Origin of the sequence: Mucilaginibacter sp. (assembly GCF_028288205.1) — a bacterium.
Lineage (GTDB): Bacteria > Bacteroidota > Bacteroidia > Sphingobacteriales > Sphingobacteriaceae > Mucilaginibacter.
The window spans coordinates 87,563-109,724 of sequence record NZ_JAQBOD010000042.1 but is presented as its reverse complement, the minus strand read 5'-3'; the positions used below and the strand labels follow the sequence as shown (position 1 = coordinate 109,724).

The window sequence follows — 22,162 nt, the reverse complement described above, 5'->3', positions numbered from 1 at the left end:
GTATAGGCTTCGGTGATAATAATATTTAAACTTAACGATTATTTAATTCTTTGGCAATGAGAGTTTGATTTACCATGTTATTCAATAAGATTTATGTATGGCTTAATCTGAAAATACCGTTTATTTGACCTTACCTTAACTAATAAATAGGTTGACTGTAATAATATGAATTGGGTGCATAAAAATCGAAAAAAGCTCGAACTGAAAAATTATGTCTTAAAGGCAGATGTCGGTTCAAAATATTGGTTTGGGCTTTCCAAACTGAAAATAAACGAGTACTACTCAAGATTTGGTAGTGACTTTAATATCATATTGATTGGTAGTGAAACTAATTTAGTAGATTACTATAGCATTCCTTACGTTTATATAGAGGACTTGCTGATCGATGAGAATCTCTCAAAATCAGAAAACCGCACTAGATGGGTTGGTGATATCCGCACTCATAATTTGCATATTCGCAATGCTCGGGTAGAGCGTAATATTTTGGATTTTTACGGTTTGCCATTGTCTCTAACTACAGGTAAACTTGCCTTGCCTGCCGCGGAAGTAAACGATTACGCCATTGAGAATGCTAAACGCGAAGTTAATATCAGATTAAAACAGTCTGTTTTCAGGCAGCGTGTGATGGAAAATTTTAATTATGAATGCTGCCTGACTGGAATAACCGAAGGAGAGCTTTTGATTGCAAGCCATATAATCCCTTGGGCGCATCAAATAGAACATCGTTTAAATCCAGGGAATGGGCTTTGTTTATCTATATTTTATGATAAATTATTTGATAAAGGTTATTTTACTTTAGATCTCGATTGGAAGGTGCAGATAAGCTCAAGAGTTAGTGAATGCAGCGAATTTTTACAAAGCTTACTTAAAATTATTGATCAAAAATCAATAGCAAAGCCCTTGTACTATCCGCCGATGGAAGAAGCTTTGATATATCATACGGAAAATATTTTTGATAAATTTGAACAATAATTCATTAAGTCTATTTATTTTCTAATTATTATTGGCATCAACTAATTATAGCCACATTACAGTAATCATTCGATAAAAATAATTGCATCAATCGCTATTAATACTTATCTTTATGTAAGTCATTAGGAATTAAACTGTTGCAAATTACTTGTGGGAAATTCGAGAGTAACCACTATTGCAAACTTATAAAATATTGAAATAGTGAATGATATAGGGTTAGGTTCGAGTCCCGTCCATTCCGCTAAGAAGCAAAAAAGCCTTACTGAAAAGTGAGGCTTTTTTGCGTTTAAACCCATTTTAACCAGTTTTTCAAAAAAAGAGCAAATCAAATAAAATCAACTTTCATTAACCTAATAGGGTACAAATTCGGGTACCATTGGTTTTTTCGAAATTAGGCACCCTTGCATTGCAAAAGGTTGATAGAAATATTCGATACTCCCCTGCTTTATAACAAAATGGGGTGTTTCACCAAAACTTTATTTGTCTTCGACAAACTTTTCCATTGCCCTAAATAGTGTCTTCCTAATGGTATTTCGATTTTACCAAGTTCAACATCGTAATTGGTAAAGGCAGTAATTCTGTTAATTGCGACAATAAAAGACCGATGGACCCGAGCAAATAATTTATGCGGTAACTTTGCTGCAAATGCTGTTAAAGAATACTTAACCACTAAAGGTGTATCAAGCTGCGTGTAAATCTTAATGTAATCTTTAGCACTTTCTACATAAACAATTTCGTCCAAAAAAATCTTAACTGTTTTTCTGTTTGCTTTAAGATATAACCATTCGCGTTCCACATGCATATTCAGTCCTTCTACAGGAGCAATGCCGGTACCAATCACCTTATTAACAGCTTTTAAAAAACGCTCTAAACTAACTGGCTTTAGTAAAAAATCCACCGCATTTAAATCAAAAGCTTCGGCGGCAAATTCTGCATAAGCAGTAATAAAAATTACTTTGGGGGGATTTTGTAAGGTTCTTAGAAAACTAATACCTGATAATTCAGGCATCTCTATATCCAGAAAGAGTAAATCTATCCTTTCTGTTTTCATGATCTCCATTGACTGTAAAGCGCTGTTGCATACAGCCACAACTTCAAGCTGCTCCACCATGGAGGACCACTTTTTAATTGTCTTTAAAATAATTGGATCATCATCTATGATTAAGCATCTCCACCGCATATTTAATAAGTTTATCCTATTTCCGTATTGCATATTCAGACAAGGAAGTAAATAAAGACACAATTATCAATATGACGCATTAACTGGTTGGTAGTTACAGACTGCCATTAATTTAGATAAACAACCCAAAAAGTAAAACCAACAACTTATTTCGACGGATAAACGGCGTTTACCTATTAATAGGGTATTCTATCCACATAATCTTGTCGTATAAATCCAGATTGCCTGTATATATGCATACTATAATTTAACCCCTCAAAAGTGATTTAGTTTTGCACTTTATATTAAATCTGTTTATTAAAAAACTTAAATTAAGACATCATGGAAAAATTAATTATTCCCTTTTTGTTAAGTGGATTAATATTAGCAATTGGGGTCAACAGTGCATCTGCTCAGGTCCAACTAAAAGAGGTTACTATTTCGGGTGGAGCAACTAAAATTGAGGTATCAAAAAAGGTCTCAGAGTCATTCGCCAGTTTATTTAAAGGCGCTGAAGCACCTATATGGTTTCAGGCTGATAAAAATTATTTGGTAGATTTTATTCTGAATAACCAGGTAAACAAAGCGTTGTTTACAAAGAACGGCAAATTAGTGTATCATATGGCTTTTGGGAACGAAAAGCAGATGCCTGCCGATATAAGAACTATTGTAAAAAGTAAATATTTCGATTTTGCAATTACCTCCACTCTTAAAATAGACTTTAGAGAAAAAAGTGCATGGATTGTTAATGTTGAAGATGCCGAACAATTTTTTGTGCTAAGAGTAGTAGATGGCGTTATGGATGTCTTAGATAAAATAAAAAAACAAGAGTCAGCAAATTGATTCAATGTAAAATAGAACCTTCTTTTTTACTTTTGATAATAAAAATGCATGAATAATTATTGGTTAATAACCAAACCGCGTGCGTATAAAACAGACCAATCATTGTGAGCGTCCACGCTCACCTCTTTCATCAATCTAAGATCAGGGTTTGTTAGCTCGGTATTGAATATTGGCCAACATCGTCATTCCGGAAAATGCCCGATATCCGTAGTTTCCAACTATGGATTACTATGCCCTGAGGGGGCTGACTAATAGCCAACCCTTATTTTACCCTTATTTTAAATTAGATTGAACCAATTCGGGAAAGTGAATATATTATTATTTTTGTTGCCGGGATAGGAAATGCGGCATAATCTGCTGGGATTTTTCAACCTAATCTTATTACAAATGATGGATGGTTTCCATCATTGTAGTTAAGTAAAATTACACAAATAAGTAATCGGCGTATTTTAGCTACATTTTCATTCCGCTCATGCTGTTATTATTCCCATTTTTAAATATTGCTTCGCTATTCAATAAATAGGCACCACTCGTTACGACAATATCACCATTAGTTAAACCCGAAAGGACAGGCACATAGTTTGGATTTCCAGATCCTATCTTAATCATCCTGGGTGAAAAGCCGCCGCTTGGATTTTTTACCCATACTTTACTGCCCTGGCCATCTGTTAAGATAGCAGAGGCAGGCACGGCTAATGAACGCTGTTTGCCATTAGCAATAGAAATATAGGCCAGCATTCCTGGTCTTATTAAGTTCTGCGGGTTAGGGATACTGATCCTGATCAGATCTACTTTGGAGGCATCCGATAATTCAGGATTAATAAATTCAACCTTACCGGCGATGACCTGTCCGCCCAAATCAGGAAAGGAAACAATTAGCCGGTCACTTACCTTATAATTCCCGGTTTCGCTGGCATACAATTGAGCCTCCACCCATAAATTATTTAAGGCTTGCGTTTTCAGTATAGACATACCTTCGGTCACATAGTCACCCTCATGAACGGTTATATCGCTAACCGTTCCGCTAATTTTGCTTAAAACCACAGTCGTCGCAGCTACTTTACCTGATGCTGCTAAATTCCTGATCTGTGCCGAAGATAAGCCCCATAATTGTAATTTATTTTCGGCAGCACTGGTCAGTTGCTGATAATCTACATCCGGGTTGTGCAGCACTTTTTGCTGCTGTTTGGCCAGCAGGTACTCCTTTTCTGCTTCCAGCAGGTCTTCACTGTAAATGGAATACACAGGCTGCCCCGCCGATATTTTTTCGCCGATAGTTTTAACGAATAATTGTTGTATCCGGCCTGCGATCCTGGCGCTTAATTCTGCTGCTGTATTTTCATTAGCGGTTACCGTTCCGGTCAGTGTTTTTTCAATCCCAACATTCTCTTCCCGAATTGTATCCGTCCGTATACCTGCTAACTGGATCTGCGAAGCAGTTAAATCGATCTTATTCATATCGGTGCTGCTACTCCCACCTGCAAGTTCGACTTTGATTAGTTTCATTCCGCAGATCGGGCAGTTGCCCGGATGATCTTCATGGATTTGCGGGTGCATGGAACAGGTATAATATGTTTTACTTTGCGTTTTTGCCACCTGCTGTGGTTTTTGCTTACACGCTGCGAACAGCGTAGCTATCAGTAAGGAAAAGGCTAATAATCGAAATGCTTTTAGCCATATATATTGTTTGATCTTATTATTCATTGCCTGACGTTTTAATAAAGCTTTCACTGTCTGTTAAATATTGAGCATCTGAAGCCAGGCTATCGGTAATGGATAAGCCTTTCGTGATTTGTACCTCCATACGGTTAGTAATCCCGGTATTAACTTCATGTGCCTTATACAAGTTGCCTTTTTTAAGCCATACTACTTTTGTACGGCCTAAGTCTAATAATGCCGATCTTGGTATCCATAAGCCTTTTGCTGATCCGGTTTGGATGAAAGCCCTGACCAGGCTGTTTACTTTCAGGGCATGATCCATATTGTCAATATAAACCCGGATACTGGTAGTTTTATCTCCGTCCTGTAAGGTCGGTTCAATAAAGTTGACTTTCCCGCTGATCGTTTTGCCGGGCATATCCGGTAAGGTGATCATTACCCGCTGGTTTATTCTTAAAGCGGAAACTGCCGATGGATCGATCTTGATCACTGCCCATAATTTATGTGGATTGACCACATTAAAAATATTCTGCCCTTTTTCTACATACATTCCCTCTTTGATGGAAAGCGGAAGATTGTTAGCCAAATCCGATGGCGCTGCGGTATTCGCAGCACCAGCCATTTGACTATGCGGCATATCATGAACGTGTCCTTCATAGGGACTGTACACTGGCAGGCTATAAAATGGTTTACCGCTTTTGACTACCTGGTCCACTTGTGGCATGGTCATTCCCAATAACAATAGTTTTTGTTTGGCCGCATTGATTAATTCCGTTTCTTGGGCTGAATTTTTGCTCAAGTAGATCAGGTCTTGCTGCGCTGCAACCATGTCCGGGCTATATATATCAAAAATGCGTTGGCCTACATGTATTTCCTGAAATGCGTATTTGATGTACAGCTTTTCGATACGCCCCGAAAAGCGGGCCGCAATGTTATTAAATGTCCGGGTATCAAAATCCAGGTAACCCTGGGCCACAATTTGAGTTGATACTGATTTTTCTTCAGGGCTGATTGCATCAATGTCAGCTATCACCGATGAATTAACCGGCTGCAATACCGTATTCAGACTGATGCCTGCCCGCTCACTGGCCTGACCTGATTTTTTAACCAGGGTCATACCGCAGATCGGGCAATTACCCGGATGATCTTCCAGTATCTGCGGGTGCATCGGGCAGGTATATTTGATATCGCTTTTTACCTGTGCTGTAACAAATGTAGCTGATTTCTCTTTTTTATCCGAGCAGGCACTAATCAGCATCGTGATTAACAAGAAGCTGGCCAATATGATCCTAATGGGTTTCATTTTCTTTTTCATAAGCTACCTGTACTAATAAAAGTTCCTGCAAACGGTCTAATGCATCCATCCTGGCCGACTGCAAACCTTTGATGCTGTCCAATACTGATGGCAGATCGCCGGTATTCTGCTCATAAGCCAGTAAGGATGTTTTATAAGTATTCTGCAAAGCAGGAATGATGTTTTGGTTATAATTTTTGAGCTGCCTTTTTTTGCTGCTCATATCAGTTCTTAAACCGGCCAGCTTACCTTCGGCCTGGTTCAGCATATCCAGTTTCTTTTGCTGTAGTTCAGCTACCTCATACCGGATACCTTTCAGGTTAGCCTTATATGCTGCAGATGCCCAGGGTACGATGGGTATAGTCACCGAAGCCATCAAAATATATTGGTTAGCCATTCCCCCATAGCTGAACATATGCCCCGCCTGGAGACCAAAATCGGGCTTGCGCTTGCTGTATTCCATTTTGGCATTCAATTGCTGTAAATCAATATTCCGGCTGATCCCTTTAATATCACTACGGGCATTTGCAAGGCTGCTGGTATCTGTTACAGCGGTTTCATAATCCCTTAATACAAAGCTGGTATCTATGGCAAATGCCATTTGCTTATCCCGGTTCATCAGCGTATTGAGCATGATGTTTTTTTGGCTGATCTCATTGTTTAATTGTTCTCGGGTATTATCCAGCTGATACAAATCTGCTTTGGCCTTGTAAATATTGGGCAGTTTTTCCTTGCCATAGGTAAGCCGGATGTTTGCATCCTTGAGCATATACTCCAGCAGGCTTTGCGTATTTTTTAATAAGGTTAGCTTTTTCTCAAGCACTACACGTTCATAATAATATTGCTTAGCCTGGGCGATCAATTGGTTTTTCAGATAGTTCTTATCCTCGGCAGTTACTTTAGACATCCCTTTCATATAATCTTCCTTCGCCCGCAGCTTTGCCGGGTTGGTGAACATCTGCTCTGCCTGGATCATAAAGGAACCCGTGTTGGGATTGACCTGGTAAGGTGTTTGGTACTGGCCAGCGCTGATCTTTGGCGCATCCAGGCTTTTAGCACCTGTAGCATAAACATCCTGCGCACTAATTTTGGCATCATAAGCCTGCAACACAGGGTTAGCAGTAATACATGCCAAAACACTGTCTAAAGACAATCGCTGTGCTTTCACAGTACTGACGCCCGCGAAACTGATGAGCATTGTAAATATAATTTGATATGTTGTTTTCATGATCTTATTCCTTTACATCCAATACTTCCAGTTTGCCATGCTTTCTTAATTCGTATTCCTTCACCATTAAAAAGATCAAGGGGGTAACGAGTAAAATATGGGTGGAAGAAGTTAATACCCCGCCGATCATCGGCAGCACGATGGGCAGCATCACATCGCTTCCTGTTCCGGTAGCCCACAGTACGGGCACTAAACCAAACAGGGCCACGCAAACTGTCATGAGTTTTGGCCGTAAGCGTTTTACTGCACCGTTCATCACATAAGTGCGCAGGTCTTCACGGGTAATGGTTTCTTTACTATTGCCTTTTAAAGCCACTAATTGCTGCATTGCATCATTGAGATAGATCACCATGACTATACCCGTTTCTACGGCTATACCAAAGAGTGCGATAAAGCCGACAGCTACGGCAACCGATAAATGCACCCCAAAGAAATACACCATATAAGCCCCGCCGATCAGCGCAAACGGAATACTGATCAAACTGAAAAAAGCTTCGCGGATAGAGTGGAATGCAAAATACAGGCAACCAAAAATGATGACCAATACAATAGGAAGAATGAGCTTTAAGGTACGCTCTGCCCTGATCAAATTCTCATACTGTCCGCTCCACTCGATAAAATAGCCTTTAGGTAAACTTTTGACCATCGTATTCAGTCTGCCCTGTGCTTCTTTTACAGTACTGCCCAGGTCGCGATCACGTACGTTAAATAATACCGTTCCTCTTAATAAGGCATTTTCAGACTGGATCATCGCCGGTCCATCGCTGATCTTAATATCCGCAACGGATGATAAAGGAATGGGCCCGTAATTCATGGTTTGTACCAGTGTTCGCTTGATCTCATCCAGATTACTCCGGTAATCCTGCGCCAAACGAAGGTTCACGCTAAAACGCCTGCGCCCTTCAATAGTAGGCGTAATATTCATCCCACCTAATGCGCTTTCCACCACTTCGTTTACGTCATCTACACTTAAGCCATATCTACCAATAGCATCCTTGTTGACTTGGATATCCAAATATTTACCCCCGGTGATCGGGTCGACATAAAGATCTTTAACACCGTTGACACCCTGCAAAGCCTGCTTCATTTGATTAGACAAGGCATAAATGGTATCCAAATTCTGACCATAAACTTTCAAACCTACATCGGTACGGATACCTGTAGACAGCATATTGATCCGGTTAATGATGGGCTGTGTCCAGCCATTCACCACACCCGGTATTTGTAGTTTGCTATTGAGTTCATTGATAATATCTTCCTTTTTAATACCCTTGCGCCATTCACTGGTGGGTTTTAACAGGATGATAGTTTCCACCATGCTGATAGGAGAATTATCGGTTGCCGTATTCGCCCGGCCCGCCTTACCCAAAACGTTCTTTACTTCCGGCACGCTTTTAATGATCCGGTCCTGTACCTGCAACAGTTGCTTGGCTTCCGAGTTGGATACATCCGGTAAGGTAACCGGCATAAACAGGATGGTTCCTTCGTCCAAAGGTGGCATAAATTCACTACCCAAACTCAACAAAAGTGGGATGCTGATTAATAACGCGATAATATTAATACCTATAGTGGTTTTGCGCCAGGTGGTGCACCAGTTTAAAATGGGCCGGTAAACGCGTTCTAAAAAACGGTTCAATGGGTTACGGTCATCTGAGCTCAACTTGCCTTTCAGAAAAAAGGAAATCAGCACCGGAGCCAGCGTAACCGCAAGGATGGCATCAATAGCCAGAATGAAAGTTTTTGTCCATGCTAAAGGGCCGAACAGTTTACCTTCCTGGCCTTGAAGCATAAATACCGGGAGAAAGGAAGCTACAATGATCAGCGTGGAAAAGAACACGCCGCGGCCAACCTGTTTGCAGGAGGCTTCTATGATTTTAATTCGTTCTGCAGTGGTCATGATTTTTCTTTTTCTTGTGCAATGGATAAATTCCGATGCGAGTTTTCGACCATCACGATCCCGTTATCCACGATCACACCAATAGCTAAGGCGATGCCTGTTAAGGACATGATATTGGAGGATATGCCAAAGGCATTCAAAAGGATAAAGCTGGCCGCGATGGTAATGGGAATTTGAATAATGATACTTAACGCACTTTTAAAACTCAATAAAAACAGGATAACGATGATAGACACCGTGATCATTTCCTCGATCAACGTACGTTTGACCGACCCGATAGCGCTTTCGATCAGTTCACTCCGGTCATAAGCGATCTTAAATTTCACACCCGGCGGTAAACCTTTTTGGATATCGGCCATTTTATCCTTCACCGCATGAATGACCTTATCCGCATTTTCTCCGTAACGCATCACCACAATACCGCCAACCGCTTCCCCTTCTCCATTCTGATCAAATATGCCCAGGCGCAGGTCGCCGCCCATTTGCACGGTTGCTATATCCTTTACTCTGACAGGTACGGTTTTGATGGTTCCGATGGATATGTTTCCCACATCTTGTAAACTTTTAATATAACCCAGGCCGCGTACAATATAACCGGTACCGTTCATTTCAAACTTGCGCCCGCCTACATCATTATTATTACTTTTAACCGCTTTGAGCACCCGCGATAGGGGAATATTATAATAGCTGAGTTTATGCGGATCAATATTGATCTGGTATTGCTTTTCAAAACCGCCAAATGAAGCTACCTCACTTACGCCCGGAACGGTTTGCAATCCAAATTTTATATACCAGTCCTGTAACGCCCTTTGCTCGCCCAGGTTAATCCCTTTGGCATCCAGCGTGTACCATAAGATATGGCCTACACCTGTGCCATCGGGTCCTAAACTTGGTGTGATCCCTTCGGGCAGCAAGCGCTGGGCATAACTGAGCCTTTCCAGTACACGGCTGCGTGCCCAATAAACATCTGTATTATCCTGGAAAACAACATAGACAAAACTCATTCCGAACATGGACGTAGCCCGGATCGCTTTAACTTTTGGGATGCCCTGCAGGTTACTCACCAGCGGATAGGTTACCTGATCTTCCATGATCTGGGGGCTGCGGCCCTGCCATTCCGTAAATACGATCACCTGGTTTTCCGATAGATCCGGAATGGCATCAATGGGATTTTCACGTACTGCATAAGCTCCCCAGGCAAAGAGGGCTATGGCAATCAGTAATACGATATACCTGTTTTTTAGAGACAGGGAAATAAGTTGATTGATCATCTTAAAAAGTTTGATAAGCCCATCTGCCGGCTGGCCGACAGACGGGCTTAAATGAATTACATTTTCATTGTTTCAGCCTTCTTTTTTGCGGGTTCCTTTTTCACCAGGGCCATGCCGCATTTAGGACATTTACCGGGCTTGTCACTTAATACTTCCGGGTGCATGGTACAGGTGTACTGAACCTTTACTGGTTTAACCTTTTTAGTTTTGGTGGTGTCGGATACCGGGTTTGTGCCATTTGTGGCGAAAACGGTAGCGGCGGAAAACAGAATGGCTACCGCCATCAGCATTGCTTTTTTCATGTTGTTAAAATTAAAAAATGAATAAATGGCATCAGGCCATATTATGCCTGATGCGTTGATTATAAATTAAGATGATGGATTTTAATTCAAAGGATAGCCGGTTTACGGATCGTAAGGCTATAAAGAAAAGGCACAGATTAGACTCTGTAGTTACAGTTAAGGATATAAACAGGTGTTTTAGCCTGATCAGGCGGTGCATGACTGTTAAAAGCGGTATATTCAGGTTTGAAGCTATAAACGCTGAAATCTACTATTAAACAAGTGGGGATAATGGCATTGAACAAATTGGCATTCAAACTGAAAGACTCTGAACCAACATGCTGATCCTTTACTTTTAACAATTGCGTTTTTGTTTTACAGCAACCCGGTAAGCCTGTTGCCATTTTGCAAATCGATTTTTGAGCGCTGTCAAAAGAAATACTGGTAGATTCCAGTTTACCGCAGCAATAAAAACTACTAACAGTGATACCTAATGCCGAAAGCAGGTAAATAACTGTTAATGATATAAGCGCGGTGCGTTTCACAATTCGAAGATAATAAAATTATACGTTTTGTTTTCTAATATAGTTATAAAGCCGCCTCTTTACTGAGGCGGCTTCCTTATTTATTTACATTAGTCGTACATTCTTCTCAAGCTTTGCAGCTTTTATTGCAATAGTCCAGGCAGTTTAGCTTGCCGCAACCCTTTGCACATCAGATAAAATCAACTGTTTACAAGGCTGATGTTGCCGTGGCATAAGGCCGGGCCACAATTGAAAAAGAATTTGTGTAGTTAAATAACTACATGTATATTTGTAGTCAAATAGCTACATAATGAATTTAAGACGAGACGTATTTCAAGCCATAGCAGACCCGACAAGAAGGGCCATACTTCTATTGGTAGCCTCACAATCCATGACTGCCGGAGCCATAGCTACAAACTTTGACACCGCCAGGCCCACTGTTTCAAAACACCTGCAAATACTCACCGAGTGCGAATTGCTTAAACAAGAGCAAAACGGCAGAGAGATTCACTATCATATTAATGCAAAAAAAATGAAAGAGGTAGCCGACTTCATTGAGCCATTCCGCCAAATGTGGGAAGACCGATTCAATAAATTAGAAACCATTATGAAAAAATATAAAAGCAAATAACGTGGTACAAAAAACAAAAATTAATGCCGAGGACGGCAAACAGGAATTAGTGATTACAAGGGAATTTGATTTGCCGTTGGAACTACTTTTTAAAGCGTATATAGAGCCCGGCATTGTTGAACAATGGATGGGAACAAAAGTGCTGAAACTCGAAAATAAAAAGCACGGCAGTTACCAATTTGAAACAACCGATGCTAAAGGAAACAAATACGGGTTCAATGGGGTAATCCATGAGTTTAGCCCAAACCGGAAGATCACGCGGACATTTGAAATGGAGAATATGCCTTTTGGCGTTCAGCTTGAGTTTTTAGAATTTGAACAACTTACCGACGACATTAGCAAACTCAATATGCATGTAATATATGAATCGGCGGCACAAAGAGACCAGGTGCTGCAGTTACCCTTTGCTCAAGGCATAAATATGGCACATAACCGTTTGCAGGATGTAGCAAGCAAATTAAAATAATACACTATGGAAAAGAGAAAATTAATTATCTATTGGGTTGCCACAGCTTTATTGGCTTTTGGCATGACAATAAGCGGCTTGCAGCAAATATTTCATGCAAAAAGCATGGTTGACCTGGTTGTTCCTTTAGGTTATCCATTATATTTCCTGTACATTATTGGTGCCTGGAAAATACTTGGAGTAATAGCTATTTTAATTCCCCGATTTAAATTGGTTAAAGAATGGGCTTATGCCGGTTTCTTTTTTGCAATGTCGGGGGCTCTTGTTTCGCATTTGGCAAGTGGTGATGATAGCTTAAAAGGAATTATAGGGCCATTTATGCAAACTGTTTTTGTTATTTTGTCGTGGTATTTCAGGCCTGATAATAGAAAAATAATTTCCGTTAATTATAAATGAATAGCATGAAAAAGGAATTGTCGCCACAACAAGGTGAAGAACTACTCGGCATATTAAAAGCTCGTTTTGAGAAAAATATAAACCGCCATAAAGGCCTTGAATGGGCCGAAGTAGCAGCAAAGTTAGGGGCTAATACTGAAAAACTATGGTCGCTAAATGAAATGGAAACAACCGGCGGCGAACCGGATGTAGTTGATTATGATAAACAAACGGGCGAATACATTTTTTATGATTGTTCGGCAGAAAGCCCTAAGGGCCGTAGAAGTCTTTGTTATGACCGTGAAGCGCTGGAGGCAAGGAAAGAATTTAAACCGGAAAATAGCGCAGTTGATATGGCTGCGGCTATGGAAATTGAACTTTTAATGGTAGAACAATATCGGGAGTTGCAGAAAATTGGAAACTTCGATTTGAAAACATCGAGTTGGGTAAAAACACCTGCCGATATTAGAAAACTTGGCGGGGCTATCTTTTGCGATCGGCGCTACGATACGGTATTTGTTTATCACAACGGAGCAGAATCTTATTACGCCGCCAGGGGTTTCCGCGGCTCGCTAAAAATCTGAATTTGTACAAACAGCTAATATTAAGACAAAGAATAGTATGAATCCAAAGGTTGATTTTTATTTTAGTAAAGCCAAAAAGTGGCAGGAAGAACTGGAGCAATTGAGAATGATTGTTCTTGACTGTGGGCTGGCCGAAGAATTGAAGTGGGGCGTTCCGTGTTACACGTTTCAGAAAAGTAACATAGTTTTAATACATGTGTTTAAAGAATACTGCGCGCTTTTGTTTTTCAAAGGGGCCTTGTTAAATGATGCCAATGGTGTTATGACACAACAAACGGAAAATGTGCAGGCGGCGCGCCAGATCCGGTTCACCAATGTTCGGCAAATAGTTGAGATGGAACCTATCTTGAAAGCCTATATTTATGAAGCCATCGAGGTGGAAAAAGCTGGTTTGAAAGTGAATTTTAAAAAGACTGCAGAATTCATCATTCCTGAAGAATTTAAAAATAAATTAGATAAAATCCCCGCCTTGAAAGCTGCCTTTAGTGCATTAACGCCGGGACGGCAAAGGGCATACATTTTTTATTTTTCTGCACCCAAACAATCCAAAACCCGGGAGGCCAGGGTTGAAAAATGTATGCAGCAAATTCTCAATGGAAAGGGATTGGATGATTAGCAAATTCAATGAGAAATAAATAAGCTTATTGGACAGTTACTATACTATATAGTATAGTAATGCTATCAAGGGCCCGGAGCAAACATAATTGAGCTGGACATACTATATGAGTGTTCGCCCGCTGAATTCAGGAGGGAAATGCCTGTGAGTTTTAGGCAACATTTTTTTTAAACTCAATTCTAAAAATGGTCCCTTCTCCCTGATTGCTTTCCACAGTAATGTTTCCTCCCATGGCCTCTACCTGGTTTTTGACCAGAAATAGTCCAATGCCGTGGGCATCTTTATTGCCATGAAATGTTTTATACATACCGAAAATTTTCTGGCCATGAAGGTCAAGGTTTATACCTAAACCATTATCCTCAATCTCAAGGATAAGCTGCCCATTGTTCATATAAGCCTGTATGCAGATTTTCAGTGCTTTTTCGGGATTGCGGTATTTGATGCCGTTGCTCAGCAAGTTGAGCAAAATGCTTTCAAGGTATGCCGGGTTGTATTCGATCTCAATGGCTGGCGCTACCTTAATGGAAAGTTCAGCGCTCGCCTGTTTCAATGATCCAGACAATACCGCCCCGATTTTACGAATCTCTCTGACCAGATTTAATCGTTTGAGGCTTTCTGCTCCTGTAGCGTTCACATCAACCACTTCGTTTAAATGCAACAGCGTTTGTTGTAAGTTGACCGCATTTATTCCCAACATACTGATCAGCTCGTTTTTTTCGTCCACATCCTCTTCCTTCAGGATCATATCTGTCAGCATCTGGATATTGCCGGCATGCGACCGCAGGTTGTGGGAAACAATGTGAGCAAAGTTCAGCAAGCGTTCGTTTTGAGCGTTAATGATCTCCAGCGCCTGTGTGCGCTCGCGTTCCAGTAGCTTGCGTTCTTCTATATCCGCCTGCAGCCTATCCAAATGCTTTTTTCTTTCTGTTATGTCCTGGATCTGAGAAACGAAATACAACGGCTGGCCCTGTTGATTGCGAACCAAAGTGACATGTAAAGACGCCCATATAATATTGCCACTTTCATGGAAATACCGCTTGTCCATTTGGTAACTGGCGATCTGGCCGTCCAGTAGCTGGTGCATCTGCTGCAGGTCAGTGTCAAGGTCATCCGGATGGGTGATGTCCTGAAAGGTCGCTTTTAACAATTGTTGTTCTTCCCGGCCCAGCATCTGGCACAGCATTTTGTTTACCTTGATCCAGTCGCCCCGGGTAGAAACCAGGGCCATGCCGATAGGCGCGTAGTCAAACGCGTGGTGAAACTGTTCTTGCTGCTCGGCCAGGCTGTTAACCAGGGTCACCTGGGCGGTTATATCTTCAAGGGTTCCGTAGATAACCGTGCATTTGCCATCCTCAAAACCGGCCTTGATGTATACCTTTACCCATTTAATATTGCCGCTGGTGGTAGTTATTTGAAAGTCGCCGGTTTCCGGCTCGCCTGTTTTTATAGCATTATCAATTAGTTTTCTGATAGCTGCAGCATCTGAATAAAGTCCGATGGTCTTTTCCAGGTCCAGATAATAAACAGGACCAACTTCAAAAATTTCCCGCACAACAGAGTTCCAGTAACCCTCGTCTTTTTCTATGTTCCTTTCCCATACTCCCAAATGAGCAAGCGGTATAACTTTCTGGTAAAGGTCGAGTTTGGTTGACATGTGAGCGTATTGTTATTATATAAAGTAAACAAAAGTTGCGAAGTGTTCGCATTATACGTTAAAAATAGTGTTTTGTTTAGCGATAATCACATTTCGGGCGTTAATGATTTTTAATACATATGTCTATTATTATTACATTCGGTGTCTCTTTATTCATAACCAATCATCAAGACTATGATTAAGTATCTTTTTGCTATTGCATTTTTATGGATGAATGCTACCAATGCTCAAAATCATTCTGATGTTGCATATGGTATATTCCAAACCTCCGGAATACGCATTGGCGCTTATTCTTTAAATAATCATACCGGATTGGGAGATATCAAATGGAGGTTTAAAACCCGGGGGAAAGTATTTTCTTCACCGGCCATCTGTAAAGATATAGCCTATATAGGCAGCGAAGACCATAACCTGTATGCCATTAATTTACAAACCGGTAAGCTTTTGTGGAAATTTACTACGGGAGGTGCAGTGCATTCATCGCCGGCAGTGTACAAAAATATAGTATACTTTGGCAGTTATGATGGCTATTATTATTCATTGAATGCGGCTACCGGTAAATTAGTTTGGAAATTTAAAACAGCCGGGGAACGAAAAGTTGGAGCAAAGGGCTTATGGACTATGAGCCCTAAGGATCAATATATGGAAGATCAGTATGATTTTTTTCTTTCATCGCCCGTGCTTGATTTGAATGATAAAGATCTTACCGTTTATTTTGGAAGTAGTGATGGTAACTTGTATGCCTTAAACGCTCATACCGGTAAAAAGAAGTGGGCATTTAAAACCAACGGCATCATTCGCGCAAGCCCGGCATTATACCAGGGCAAAGTTTATATTGGTAGTTGGGATACCTTTCTGTATGCTCTGGATGCGCGCACGGGTAAGTTGGAATGGAAATTCGCGACCGGTAAACAACCTGTTTATCATCTATTGGAAGGTATTCAGTCGTCTCCAACCTGTGCTTATGGCATGGTTTATTTTGGTTCGCGCGATGGTTTCTTTTATGCTTTAAATGCAGATAATGGAAAACAAGTCTGGAAGTATGGTGCTGATAACTCCTGGGTGCTAACAACGGCGGCCATTAAGGATGGATCGGTTTATATCGGAACTTCAGACACCTTCCTTTTCCTGGCATTTGATGCTAAAACCGGAAAGGAAAAATTACGTTTTAAGACCAACGGATATATTTACTCATCACCTTTCATTTCGGGAAACACGGCTTACTTTGGAGATTTTTCGGGTAGTTTATTTGCGGTTGATCTCCGGACGGGCAGGTTGGCCGGTAAATTCTCTACGGCTGGCCGGACTAAAAATGCCGCTAATGTGCTTAACCCGAAGGGCGATATTGATTTTAATTTCCTTGCAAAGGGAATGAATAACTCTTTGTATGCTACGAGTGTAACAGTGATGAATAAGCTTTATACCCTCGGCCCGATAGTGTCTTCGCCCGTGATAAGTAATGATGTCATATATTTTGGTAGCGCTGATGGTTATTTATATGCCATTAATTTGAACTAATTAAACAAACAAGGCGATTATTTATAGCCCATTGCCTGTAAATGAAAGAGTTCAGCATAGCGGCCGTTTTCAGCCAGCAGCTCCTGATGGGTCCCTGCTTCCAGTATGGTGCCTTTATCTAAAACGATGATCCGGTCGGCCAGCCTGGCGGTAGAGAAGCGGTGCGAGATCAACACCGCCGATTTCCCTTTGGTTAGCTCAGCGAACCGCTGAAACACTTCATATTCTGCCCGTGCATCCAATGCAGCTGTAGGCTCATCCAGGATCAGCACCTGCGCATCTTTCATATATGCCCGGGCCAGCGCTACTTTTTGCCATTCGCCCCCCGATAGCTCCACACCATTGTTAAACCGCCTGCCCAGCCATTGCTCGTACCGGTTAGGTAGTTTTTCAGCCAGCGCATCCGCCAGGCTTTCCCGTGCCGCCTTTTGGATCAAAACTTTATTGTCTACTTCGCCGATATTACCCACCGCAATATTTTGGGAAAAGGTCATTTGATAACGAATGTAGTCCTGGAAAATAATGCCTAAATTTAAACGGAGATCTTCGATAGCGTATTCCTTAAGGTCTGCTCCATCCAATAATATACGTCCTTCAGTCGGATCGTAAAGCCGGGCCAGCAACTTTACCAACGTAGTTTTGCCCGCGCCATTCTCACCAACCAACGCTAATTTTTCGCCGGGATGCAAAGTAAAGTTCAAGTGCCGGTTGGCCCAATTCTCTGCATGGTGATACCTGAAGCCAACATCCTCAAAAGTAAAGCCCTGTTTAACCGGGTTTGGAAATGGCAGGGGTTTAGCAGCTACGCTTATCTTTGGTTTGATCTCGAAGAACTCTAAAAAATCATTCAGATAAATGGCACCCTGAGACACGGTAGTAAAGCGGTTCAGCATACTTTCCATCAGGGCGCTCAGCTGGCGGAAAGACCCTGCCAAAAAGGTTAAGGTACCTACCGTAGCTTTCCCGGTTACCGTTTGGTAAATAATAAACCCGTAAGCCGCATAGTAGCCGATGCTACCTAACACAGAAAAGAACAACCCCCAACCCGAGCGCTTGACCGCCAGTTTGCTATTATCGGCATAAAACTGATCGGAAAGGGTCTTAAAACGACTGGTGATAAAATCGGCCAGGCCAAATATTTTTATTTCTTTCGCTGTCTCATCACTGGCACCCAAATAACGCACATAATCCAGTTCCCGCCGTTCTGGCGTCTGGCTCCGTGTAAGCGCATAGTTTCGACTGTTGAAATAAGATTCCCCTAAAAACGAGGGAATAATAGCAATCAGCAATAACACGATCAGCCAGGGGTTAAAAGCCAATAGCACTGTCAGGAGAAAAGCCATTGAGATCAGGTCCTGTACCTGGCTCATCACCTGTGATAACAAGACGCTGCGGCCGACGGTTTGCTGCCGGGCCCTTTCCAGTTTATCATAGAAAACCGAATCCTCGAATTGGTCCAGATCAAGCGTGGCCGCATGGCGCATAATGCGCATGGAGGTATAATTAGAAAACAAGTCGCCGAGCAGGCTGTCCGTCAGGTTGATCATCCTGTTCAGACCATCGGTCAGCACTGCCAGCCCAAACTCTATCAGCACCAGTTGCCACAATTCGTGCTGGCTTCCGCCGTGCCGGTTGAGGAGCACCACCTGGTCGATGATGAGCTTGCCCACATACAGCAAAGTTACGGGCATCGCCGAGCGGGCGATACGCAGCAGGAAACTCAGCGTTGTTTTGCGTGGGCTGCTTTGCCATACGAGCCTGAATAGTTCCGGCAGGTTCTTTAAAGCCGCGAACCGTTGTTTAAAAGAAAGATCAGATTTTGGTATTGTTTTAGCCATAAGCCCTCACTGCATTTTGTTAATAAACAAAGCTATCACTAATAACCCGCCGGAAATGACACCGCCAGGTAAAAATCCATATCCTGAAAATTTACGAAGTTGGTTATAGAAATGGTTAGTGCTAAGACGCCCGCAATAAGCGATAACTGCCGTGTGATTATAACATTGCTAATTAATTGGAAGAAGACAGTAATTAAGTTTTACCCGGCCTTATTGTCTTTGTCAGTCTGCAATTTTCTTATCGATCGTGTTTATGCTCTTTTTTCCATTGCTTGTCTGCATGCTTAAATTCTTTCTCTTGTTCTTTGTACTGTTTCTTATCATCTTTTTCCATCTGTTTATTCCAGTGCTTGTTGTATTTTTCATCCTTGCTGTCCCTGATGATGACCTGACCGGTACGCCCCCGGTAATTGGCGTATCTGGTTCGGTAGCTGTTATTTCTTAGCCATGGATCACGGTCATTGATCACCACCTTATACCCGCGATAAAGGTCGTAATTCCGATATCTTGCCGGCAGATAAGTGGTCCGCACCCAGCTATTATTTTGATAGTAGATGTATTGATGTGCCGGTACGGAATAATAGGTGTCTATATCAGGTATATAATAATAATCGGCATAATCATAACCAACAGGTCCCCAATCCGGCTGGCTGCCGATATTGACACGGATACTGATCTGCGCATCAGCAAATTTGGGGCTAAAGCTGCTTAAAAGCAGGACGGTGATAAAAATCAACTTTTTCATAACGGAGGTTCTTAGTAATATGCTGTGGAACAATTGTTATATAAAAAAGTTTTTGCTCATGCAGGGAGCCCCGTGCAGGAAATAAGTGGCAAAGAATTATTTTACTGCTGATACAATAACTTTATCCAGGTTATGTAAATACCGCCTGCCGGTTTTAAAATCCATCATGGAGGTCATTTGCAGGCTTTCTTTCATATCGGCAGCTTTTATGCCGTTTTTTTCCATGATGATATATACATGATTTCCCACTTCGGTATTAAACAATTCGTTCCACGAGTAAACAACCTTATAACCATCAGCGCCTGTAAATTGAAAGTAAACGGTACTTAACAGCTTTGGGCTGCTTACATCAAAAGCAGTATGGCTTAAAATGTCTTTTACCAGGATACCTTTTAGCTTGTCATCCTCGTGCTTAAACGCACCGGTATGATCGGTAACCTTAATATCGCCAATGGTTTGTATGGAATACTGCTTTAGCGAATCCATGGTAATAACCGACGCCTTTTTAACCTGTCCGCTAATACTGAACTGGCTGGTTTGTTTTACGGTTTCTTGTGCAAAAGTAATAGTGGTACAAAAGGCGAGCAGGAATAGTAAGTTTTTCATAATCATTAAATGCAGATTAATTAATTAGTGTTAAAAATAGTAATATGGCTGGTATATTTAAAATCGGAAGCTAACCAAATTGCATATATAAAAGGTGAAGGAGCATCAGCTTTTATATTTTATTGCTAAATTCACTAATCAAATGAAAACCATTAAAGAAAAACATTCCTTAGCCATGCGATGGACGCATTGGGTTAACTTCCCGCTACTCACCATTATGATATGGAGCGGAATGCTGATCTATTGGGCCAATGACGAATATAAAATCACCCTGTTTGGTCACACTTATTTTCATTTTTTTCCGGATTGGTTCTATAAAAAATTTCATTTGGTGCACCGCCTCTCAGAAGGAATGGCCTTTCATTTCCTGTTCATGTGGTTCTTTATCCTGAATGGGATATTTTATATACTATACACTCTTATCTCGGGCGAGTGGCGTGAATTGGTGCCCAATAAACATTCGTTTAAAGAAGCATGGCTGGTTTTATTGCATGACCTGCATATCCGTAAAATGGCGCCCCCGCAAAAAAAATATAATGCCGCGCAGCGCATTGCTTATACGGCCATTATCATTATGGGTATTGGCTCGGTAATTACCGGGCTTGCTGTTTATAAGCCGGTGCAATTTTATTATTTAATCTGGCTATGCGGTGGGTATCATTTTGCGCGGATATTGCATTTTGTGCTAACTATTGGTTATGTGTTGTTTTTCGTTATCCATGTGGTGCAGGTTATCCTGGCAGGATGGCGTAATTTTAGCTCTGTTATTTCAGGGTTCGAGGTGGTTGATGACCAACCTAAACCAAAAATTAAAGTTGCTGATGAAAACGAAAAAGATTAAAAAACCGCTAACCATAGATCAAAAGATCAGCCGGCGAAACTTTATTTCGTTTGGTGTTTTTAGCGCAGCTGCCCTGGGCGGGGCCCTTGCCTGGAAATGGTTATATAATTCGCCGATAGAAACAATAACCGTTACGGGTGGTGCGCGCAAGCCCCTGCGACGCGCGCTTAACAAAACCGAGCTGGCTTTCCGCAAGGTTTTCAGCAATAACAATTTGGTTAAAACCTATCCAAAATCAATGGCTGCAAAAAAGGTGCGGGTTAATAGTGATATTGGTATTGAGGCCGAAAAGAAGTTTGATATAACAGCCTGGAAACTGCAGGTTAAAAAGCAGAACAGCGAAATGCTGCAGGTATCGTTAGATGACCTGAAGGCATTGCCTAAAACAGAAATAGTTTTTGATTTTAAATGCGTGGAGGGCTGGGACCAGATACAGTATTGGGGTGGCGTAAAATTCAGCGATTTTATAACCCACTATAAATTAGACGACCAGGCCAAACTGGGATATATTGGCATGGAAACGCCGGATAAGGGTTACTATGTGGGTATTGACATGCCCAGCGCCATGCACCCCCAAACCATAATGGCTTACGAGGTTAACGCCAAACCATTACCATTGGAGCACGGTGCCCCGCTAAGGCTTATTATCCCCGTTAAATACGGCATTAAAAACCTTAAACGCATAGGCACCATAACCTTTAGCAATACCCGCCCGCCCGATTACTGGGCAGAGCGCGGGTATGATTATTATTCAGGGTTGTAGGTTCAAGACGCGAAGTGCCAAATATGTATTGTGTTTTGATATTAAAATAAACGCGTTTAGTGATTAAATTCGATATAAAAAATTAGTTCGCCCGTGAGGTAAGCAAATGCAGCAATAAACCTATACCCGTTAAATGTTATTACTGTAACTGTACCAGGTACACGTTGATACACTTGGGTACACCCTGGTACACTAAAAATTGTAATTGGCTGAAAATCAACTATGTTAAATAATCTAACTCAAAAATTAACGTGTTTAGCGATTTAAAATTAAGCATCAAGCGCATGTTTAATATGATTAAGGGGCTTGCCGTTTAAATGGTAAATTATTGCAGGACGGTCACAGCGGCCACTTTAGCCATAATTCTTGTTCGCAATTCGCTGGTGCGCTTAACGCA

The 22,162-nt window shown here is 41.4% G+C and carries 22 protein-coding genes; 10 read left to right on the top strand and 12 right to left on the bottom strand.

Annotated elements, in window-relative coordinates; genetic code table 11:
- The first annotated feature begins 165 nt into the window (after window positions 1-165).
- Window positions 166-972 carry an HNH endonuclease gene (locus JWR23_RS09855; protein WP_299515720.1) on the top strand — a complete coding sequence of 269 codons (807 nt, stop codon included), beginning with the start codon at window positions 166-168 and terminating at the stop codon, window positions 970-972.
- Window positions 973-1,417: 445 nt separating this feature from the next.
- Here the strand turns inward: JWR23_RS09855 and JWR23_RS09850 are convergent, their stop codons facing one another.
- Window positions 1,418-2,152 carry a LytTR family DNA-binding domain-containing protein gene (locus JWR23_RS09850; protein ID WP_299515739.1) on the bottom strand — a complete coding sequence of 245 codons (735 nt, stop codon included), beginning with the start codon at window positions 2,150-2,152 and terminating at the stop codon, window positions 1,418-1,420.
- Window positions 2,153-2,473: 321 nt separating this feature from the next.
- Here JWR23_RS09850 and JWR23_RS09845 point away from each other — a divergent pair, with 321 nt between their 5' ends.
- Window positions 2,474-2,974: a hypothetical protein gene (locus JWR23_RS09845; RefSeq protein ID WP_299515719.1), complete on the top strand. Its 501-nt coding sequence runs from the start codon at window positions 2,474-2,476 to the stop codon at window positions 2,972-2,974.
- A 453-nt stretch (window positions 2,975-3,427) separates the two neighbouring features.
- Here the strand turns inward: JWR23_RS09845 and JWR23_RS09840 are convergent, their stop codons facing one another.
- From JWR23_RS09840 to JWR23_RS09810, 7 genes are all read right to left on the bottom strand, one after another.
- Window positions 3,428-4,678: an efflux RND transporter periplasmic adaptor subunit gene (locus JWR23_RS09840; protein WP_299515717.1), complete on the bottom strand. Its 1,251-nt coding sequence runs from the start codon at window positions 4,676-4,678 to the stop codon at window positions 3,428-3,430.
- Entirely contained in the window at window positions 4,671-5,948 is a 1,278-nt protein-coding gene (locus JWR23_RS09835) for an HlyD family efflux transporter periplasmic adaptor subunit (RefSeq protein ID WP_299515715.1), read from the bottom strand. Before JWR23_RS09835 ends, JWR23_RS09840 begins: the two co-directional genes overlap by 8 nt.
- The gene (locus JWR23_RS09830) at window positions 5,923-7,155 is read right to left on the bottom strand and encodes a TolC family protein (RefSeq protein ID WP_299515714.1); all 1,233 of its coding nucleotides are present in this window, start codon (window positions 7,153-7,155) and stop codon (window positions 5,923-5,925) included. Before JWR23_RS09830 ends, JWR23_RS09835 begins: the two co-directional genes overlap by 26 nt.
- Before the next feature lie 4 nt (window positions 7,156-7,159).
- Window positions 7,160-9,052 (bottom strand): efflux RND transporter permease subunit, encoded by a 1,893-nt coding sequence (locus tag JWR23_RS09825; protein WP_299515713.1) that lies wholly within the window; start codon window positions 9,050-9,052, stop codon window positions 7,160-7,162.
- Window positions 9,049-10,323, bottom strand: coding sequence for an efflux RND transporter permease subunit (locus JWR23_RS09820; protein ID WP_299515712.1), 1,275 nt, complete (start codon window positions 10,321-10,323; stop codon window positions 9,049-9,051). The genes JWR23_RS09825 and JWR23_RS09820 overlap by 4 nt, the downstream gene beginning before the upstream one ends.
- 56 nt (window positions 10,324-10,379) lie before the next feature.
- On the bottom strand, window positions 10,380-10,625 hold the full coding sequence (locus tag JWR23_RS09815; RefSeq protein WP_299515710.1) for a heavy metal-binding domain-containing protein: 246 nt from the start codon (window positions 10,623-10,625) through the stop codon (window positions 10,380-10,382).
- Window positions 10,626-10,762: 137 nt separating this feature from the next.
- Complete coding sequence (locus tag JWR23_RS09810) at window positions 10,763-11,149, bottom strand: hypothetical protein (protein WP_299515699.1); 387 nt, start codon at window positions 11,147-11,149, stop codon at window positions 10,763-10,765.
- Window positions 11,150-11,438: 289 nt separating this feature from the next.
- Here JWR23_RS09810 and JWR23_RS09805 point away from each other — a divergent pair, with 289 nt between their 5' ends.
- The 5 genes from JWR23_RS09805 to JWR23_RS09785 are packed head-to-tail and all read left to right on the top strand — an operon-like array spanning window position 11,439 to window position 13,800.
- Window positions 11,439-11,759: a helix-turn-helix transcriptional regulator gene (locus tag JWR23_RS09805; RefSeq protein WP_299515696.1), complete on the top strand. Its 321-nt coding sequence runs from the start codon at window positions 11,439-11,441 to the stop codon at window positions 11,757-11,759.
- A 1-nt stretch (window position 11,760) separates the two neighbouring features.
- Window positions 11,761-12,225 carry an SRPBCC domain-containing protein gene (locus JWR23_RS09800; protein WP_299515692.1) on the top strand — a complete coding sequence of 155 codons (465 nt, stop codon included), beginning with the start codon at window positions 11,761-11,763 and terminating at the stop codon, window positions 12,223-12,225.
- A gap of 6 nt (window positions 12,226-12,231) precedes the next feature.
- The gene (locus tag JWR23_RS09795; protein ID WP_299515688.1) at window positions 12,232-12,621 is read left to right on the top strand and encodes a DoxX family protein; all 390 of its coding nucleotides are present in this window, start codon (window positions 12,232-12,234) and stop codon (window positions 12,619-12,621) included.
- Entirely contained in the window at window positions 12,618-13,184 is a 567-nt protein-coding gene (locus JWR23_RS09790; RefSeq protein ID WP_299515687.1) for a DUF4256 domain-containing protein, read from the top strand. The genes JWR23_RS09795 and JWR23_RS09790 overlap by 4 nt, the downstream gene beginning before the upstream one ends.
- Window positions 13,185-13,221: 37 nt before the next feature.
- Window positions 13,222-13,800 carry a YdeI family protein gene (locus JWR23_RS09785; protein WP_299515686.1) on the top strand — a complete coding sequence of 193 codons (579 nt, stop codon included), beginning with the start codon at window positions 13,222-13,224 and terminating at the stop codon, window positions 13,798-13,800.
- Window positions 13,801-13,951: 151 nt separating this feature from the next.
- Here JWR23_RS09785 and JWR23_RS09780 read toward each other — a convergent pair whose 3' ends face one another.
- Window positions 13,952-15,454: a PAS domain S-box protein gene (locus JWR23_RS09780; RefSeq protein WP_299515684.1), complete on the bottom strand. Its 1,503-nt coding sequence runs from the start codon at window positions 15,452-15,454 to the stop codon at window positions 13,952-13,954.
- Between the two features lie 174 nt (window positions 15,455-15,628).
- Here JWR23_RS09780 and JWR23_RS09775 point away from each other — a divergent pair, with 174 nt between their 5' ends.
- Window positions 15,629-16,972 carry a PQQ-binding-like beta-propeller repeat protein gene (locus tag JWR23_RS09775; protein WP_299515682.1) on the top strand — a complete coding sequence of 448 codons (1,344 nt, stop codon included), beginning with the start codon at window positions 15,629-15,631 and terminating at the stop codon, window positions 16,970-16,972.
- Between the two features lie 17 nt (window positions 16,973-16,989).
- Here JWR23_RS09775 and JWR23_RS09770 read toward each other — a convergent pair whose 3' ends face one another.
- The 3 genes from JWR23_RS09770 to JWR23_RS09760 all read right to left on the bottom strand — a co-directional run bounded on the left by JWR23_RS09770 (window position 16,990) and on the right by JWR23_RS09760 (window position 20,161).
- Window positions 16,990-18,810, bottom strand: coding sequence for an ABC transporter ATP-binding protein (locus tag JWR23_RS09770; protein ID WP_299515681.1), 1,821 nt, complete (start codon window positions 18,808-18,810; stop codon window positions 16,990-16,992).
- Between the two features lie 238 nt (window positions 18,811-19,048).
- The gene (locus tag JWR23_RS09765; RefSeq protein ID WP_299515679.1) at window positions 19,049-19,555 is read right to left on the bottom strand and encodes a hypothetical protein; all 507 of its coding nucleotides are present in this window, start codon (window positions 19,553-19,555) and stop codon (window positions 19,049-19,051) included.
- Window positions 19,556-19,651: 96 nt separating this feature from the next.
- On the bottom strand, window positions 19,652-20,161 hold the full coding sequence (locus JWR23_RS09760) for a hypothetical protein (protein ID WP_299515678.1): 510 nt from the start codon (window positions 20,159-20,161) through the stop codon (window positions 19,652-19,654).
- 142 nt (window positions 20,162-20,303) lie between these two features.
- Here JWR23_RS09760 and JWR23_RS09755 point away from each other — a divergent pair, with 142 nt between their 5' ends.
- The gene (locus JWR23_RS09755; protein ID WP_299515677.1) at window positions 20,304-21,002 is read left to right on the top strand and encodes a cytochrome b/b6 domain-containing protein; all 699 of its coding nucleotides are present in this window, start codon (window positions 20,304-20,306) and stop codon (window positions 21,000-21,002) included.
- Entirely contained in the window at window positions 20,983-21,765 is a 783-nt protein-coding gene (locus tag JWR23_RS09750) for a molybdopterin-dependent oxidoreductase (protein ID WP_299515675.1), read from the top strand. Before JWR23_RS09755 ends, JWR23_RS09750 begins: the two co-directional genes overlap by 20 nt.
- The last annotated feature ends 397 nt before the right edge of the window (window positions 21,766-22,162 follow it).

What these genes read in the sequence shown, in the direction of transcription:
- JWR23_RS09805 (WP_299515696.1), top strand. Translation starts at nt 11,439, where the DNA reads ATGAATTTAAGACGAGACGTATTTCAAGCCATAGCAGACCCGACAAGA.
- JWR23_RS09755 (WP_299515677.1), top strand. Translation starts at nt 20,304, where the DNA reads ATGAAAACCATTAAAGAAAAACATTCCTTAGCCATGCGATGGACGCAT.
- JWR23_RS09825 (WP_299515713.1), bottom strand. Translation starts at nt 9,052, where the DNA reads ATGACCACTGCAGAACGAATTAAAATCATAGAAGCCTCCTGCAAACAG.
- JWR23_RS09765 (WP_299515679.1), bottom strand. Translation starts at nt 19,555, where the DNA reads ATGAAAAAGTTGATTTTTATCACCGTCCTGCTTTTAAGCAGCTTTAGC.
- JWR23_RS09835 (WP_299515715.1), bottom strand. Translation starts at nt 5,948, where the DNA reads ATGAAAAAGAAAATGAAACCCATTAGGATCATATTGGCCAGCTTCTTG.
- JWR23_RS09815 (WP_299515710.1), bottom strand. Translation starts at nt 10,625, where the DNA reads ATGAAAAAAGCAATGCTGATGGCGGTAGCCATTCTGTTTTCCGCCGCT.
- JWR23_RS09790 (WP_299515687.1), top strand. Translation starts at nt 12,618, where the DNA reads ATGAATAGCATGAAAAAGGAATTGTCGCCACAACAAGGTGAAGAACTA.
- JWR23_RS09830 (WP_299515714.1), bottom strand. Translation starts at nt 7,155, where the DNA reads ATGAAAACAACATATCAAATTATATTTACAATGCTCATCAGTTTCGCG.
- JWR23_RS09850 (WP_299515739.1), bottom strand. Translation starts at nt 2,152, where the DNA reads ATGCGGTGGAGATGCTTAATCATAGATGATGATCCAATTATTTTAAAG.
- JWR23_RS09785 (WP_299515686.1), top strand. Translation starts at nt 13,222, where the DNA reads ATGAATCCAAAGGTTGATTTTTATTTTAGTAAAGCCAAAAAGTGGCAG.
- JWR23_RS09845 (WP_299515719.1), top strand. Translation starts at nt 2,474, where the DNA reads ATGGAAAAATTAATTATTCCCTTTTTGTTAAGTGGATTAATATTAGCA.
- JWR23_RS09760 (WP_299515678.1), bottom strand. Translation starts at nt 20,161, where the DNA reads ATGAAAAACTTACTATTCCTGCTCGCCTTTTGTACCACTATTACTTTT.
- JWR23_RS09770 (WP_299515681.1), bottom strand. Translation starts at nt 18,810, where the DNA reads ATGGCTAAAACAATACCAAAATCTGATCTTTCTTTTAAACAACGGTTC.
- JWR23_RS09780 (WP_299515684.1), bottom strand. Translation starts at nt 15,454, where the DNA reads ATGTCAACCAAACTCGACCTTTACCAGAAAGTTATACCGCTTGCTCAT.
- JWR23_RS09750 (WP_299515675.1), top strand. Translation starts at nt 20,983, where the DNA reads ATGAAAACGAAAAAGATTAAAAAACCGCTAACCATAGATCAAAAGATC.
- JWR23_RS09795 (WP_299515688.1), top strand. Translation starts at nt 12,232, where the DNA reads ATGGAAAAGAGAAAATTAATTATCTATTGGGTTGCCACAGCTTTATTG.
- JWR23_RS09820 (WP_299515712.1), bottom strand. Translation starts at nt 10,323, where the DNA reads ATGATCAATCAACTTATTTCCCTGTCTCTAAAAAACAGGTATATCGTA.
- JWR23_RS09840 (WP_299515717.1), bottom strand. Translation starts at nt 4,678, where the DNA reads ATGAATAATAAGATCAAACAATATATATGGCTAAAAGCATTTCGATTA.
- JWR23_RS09855 (WP_299515720.1), top strand. Translation starts at nt 166, where the DNA reads ATGAATTGGGTGCATAAAAATCGAAAAAAGCTCGAACTGAAAAATTAT.
- JWR23_RS09775 (WP_299515682.1), top strand. Translation starts at nt 15,629, where the DNA reads ATGATTAAGTATCTTTTTGCTATTGCATTTTTATGGATGAATGCTACC.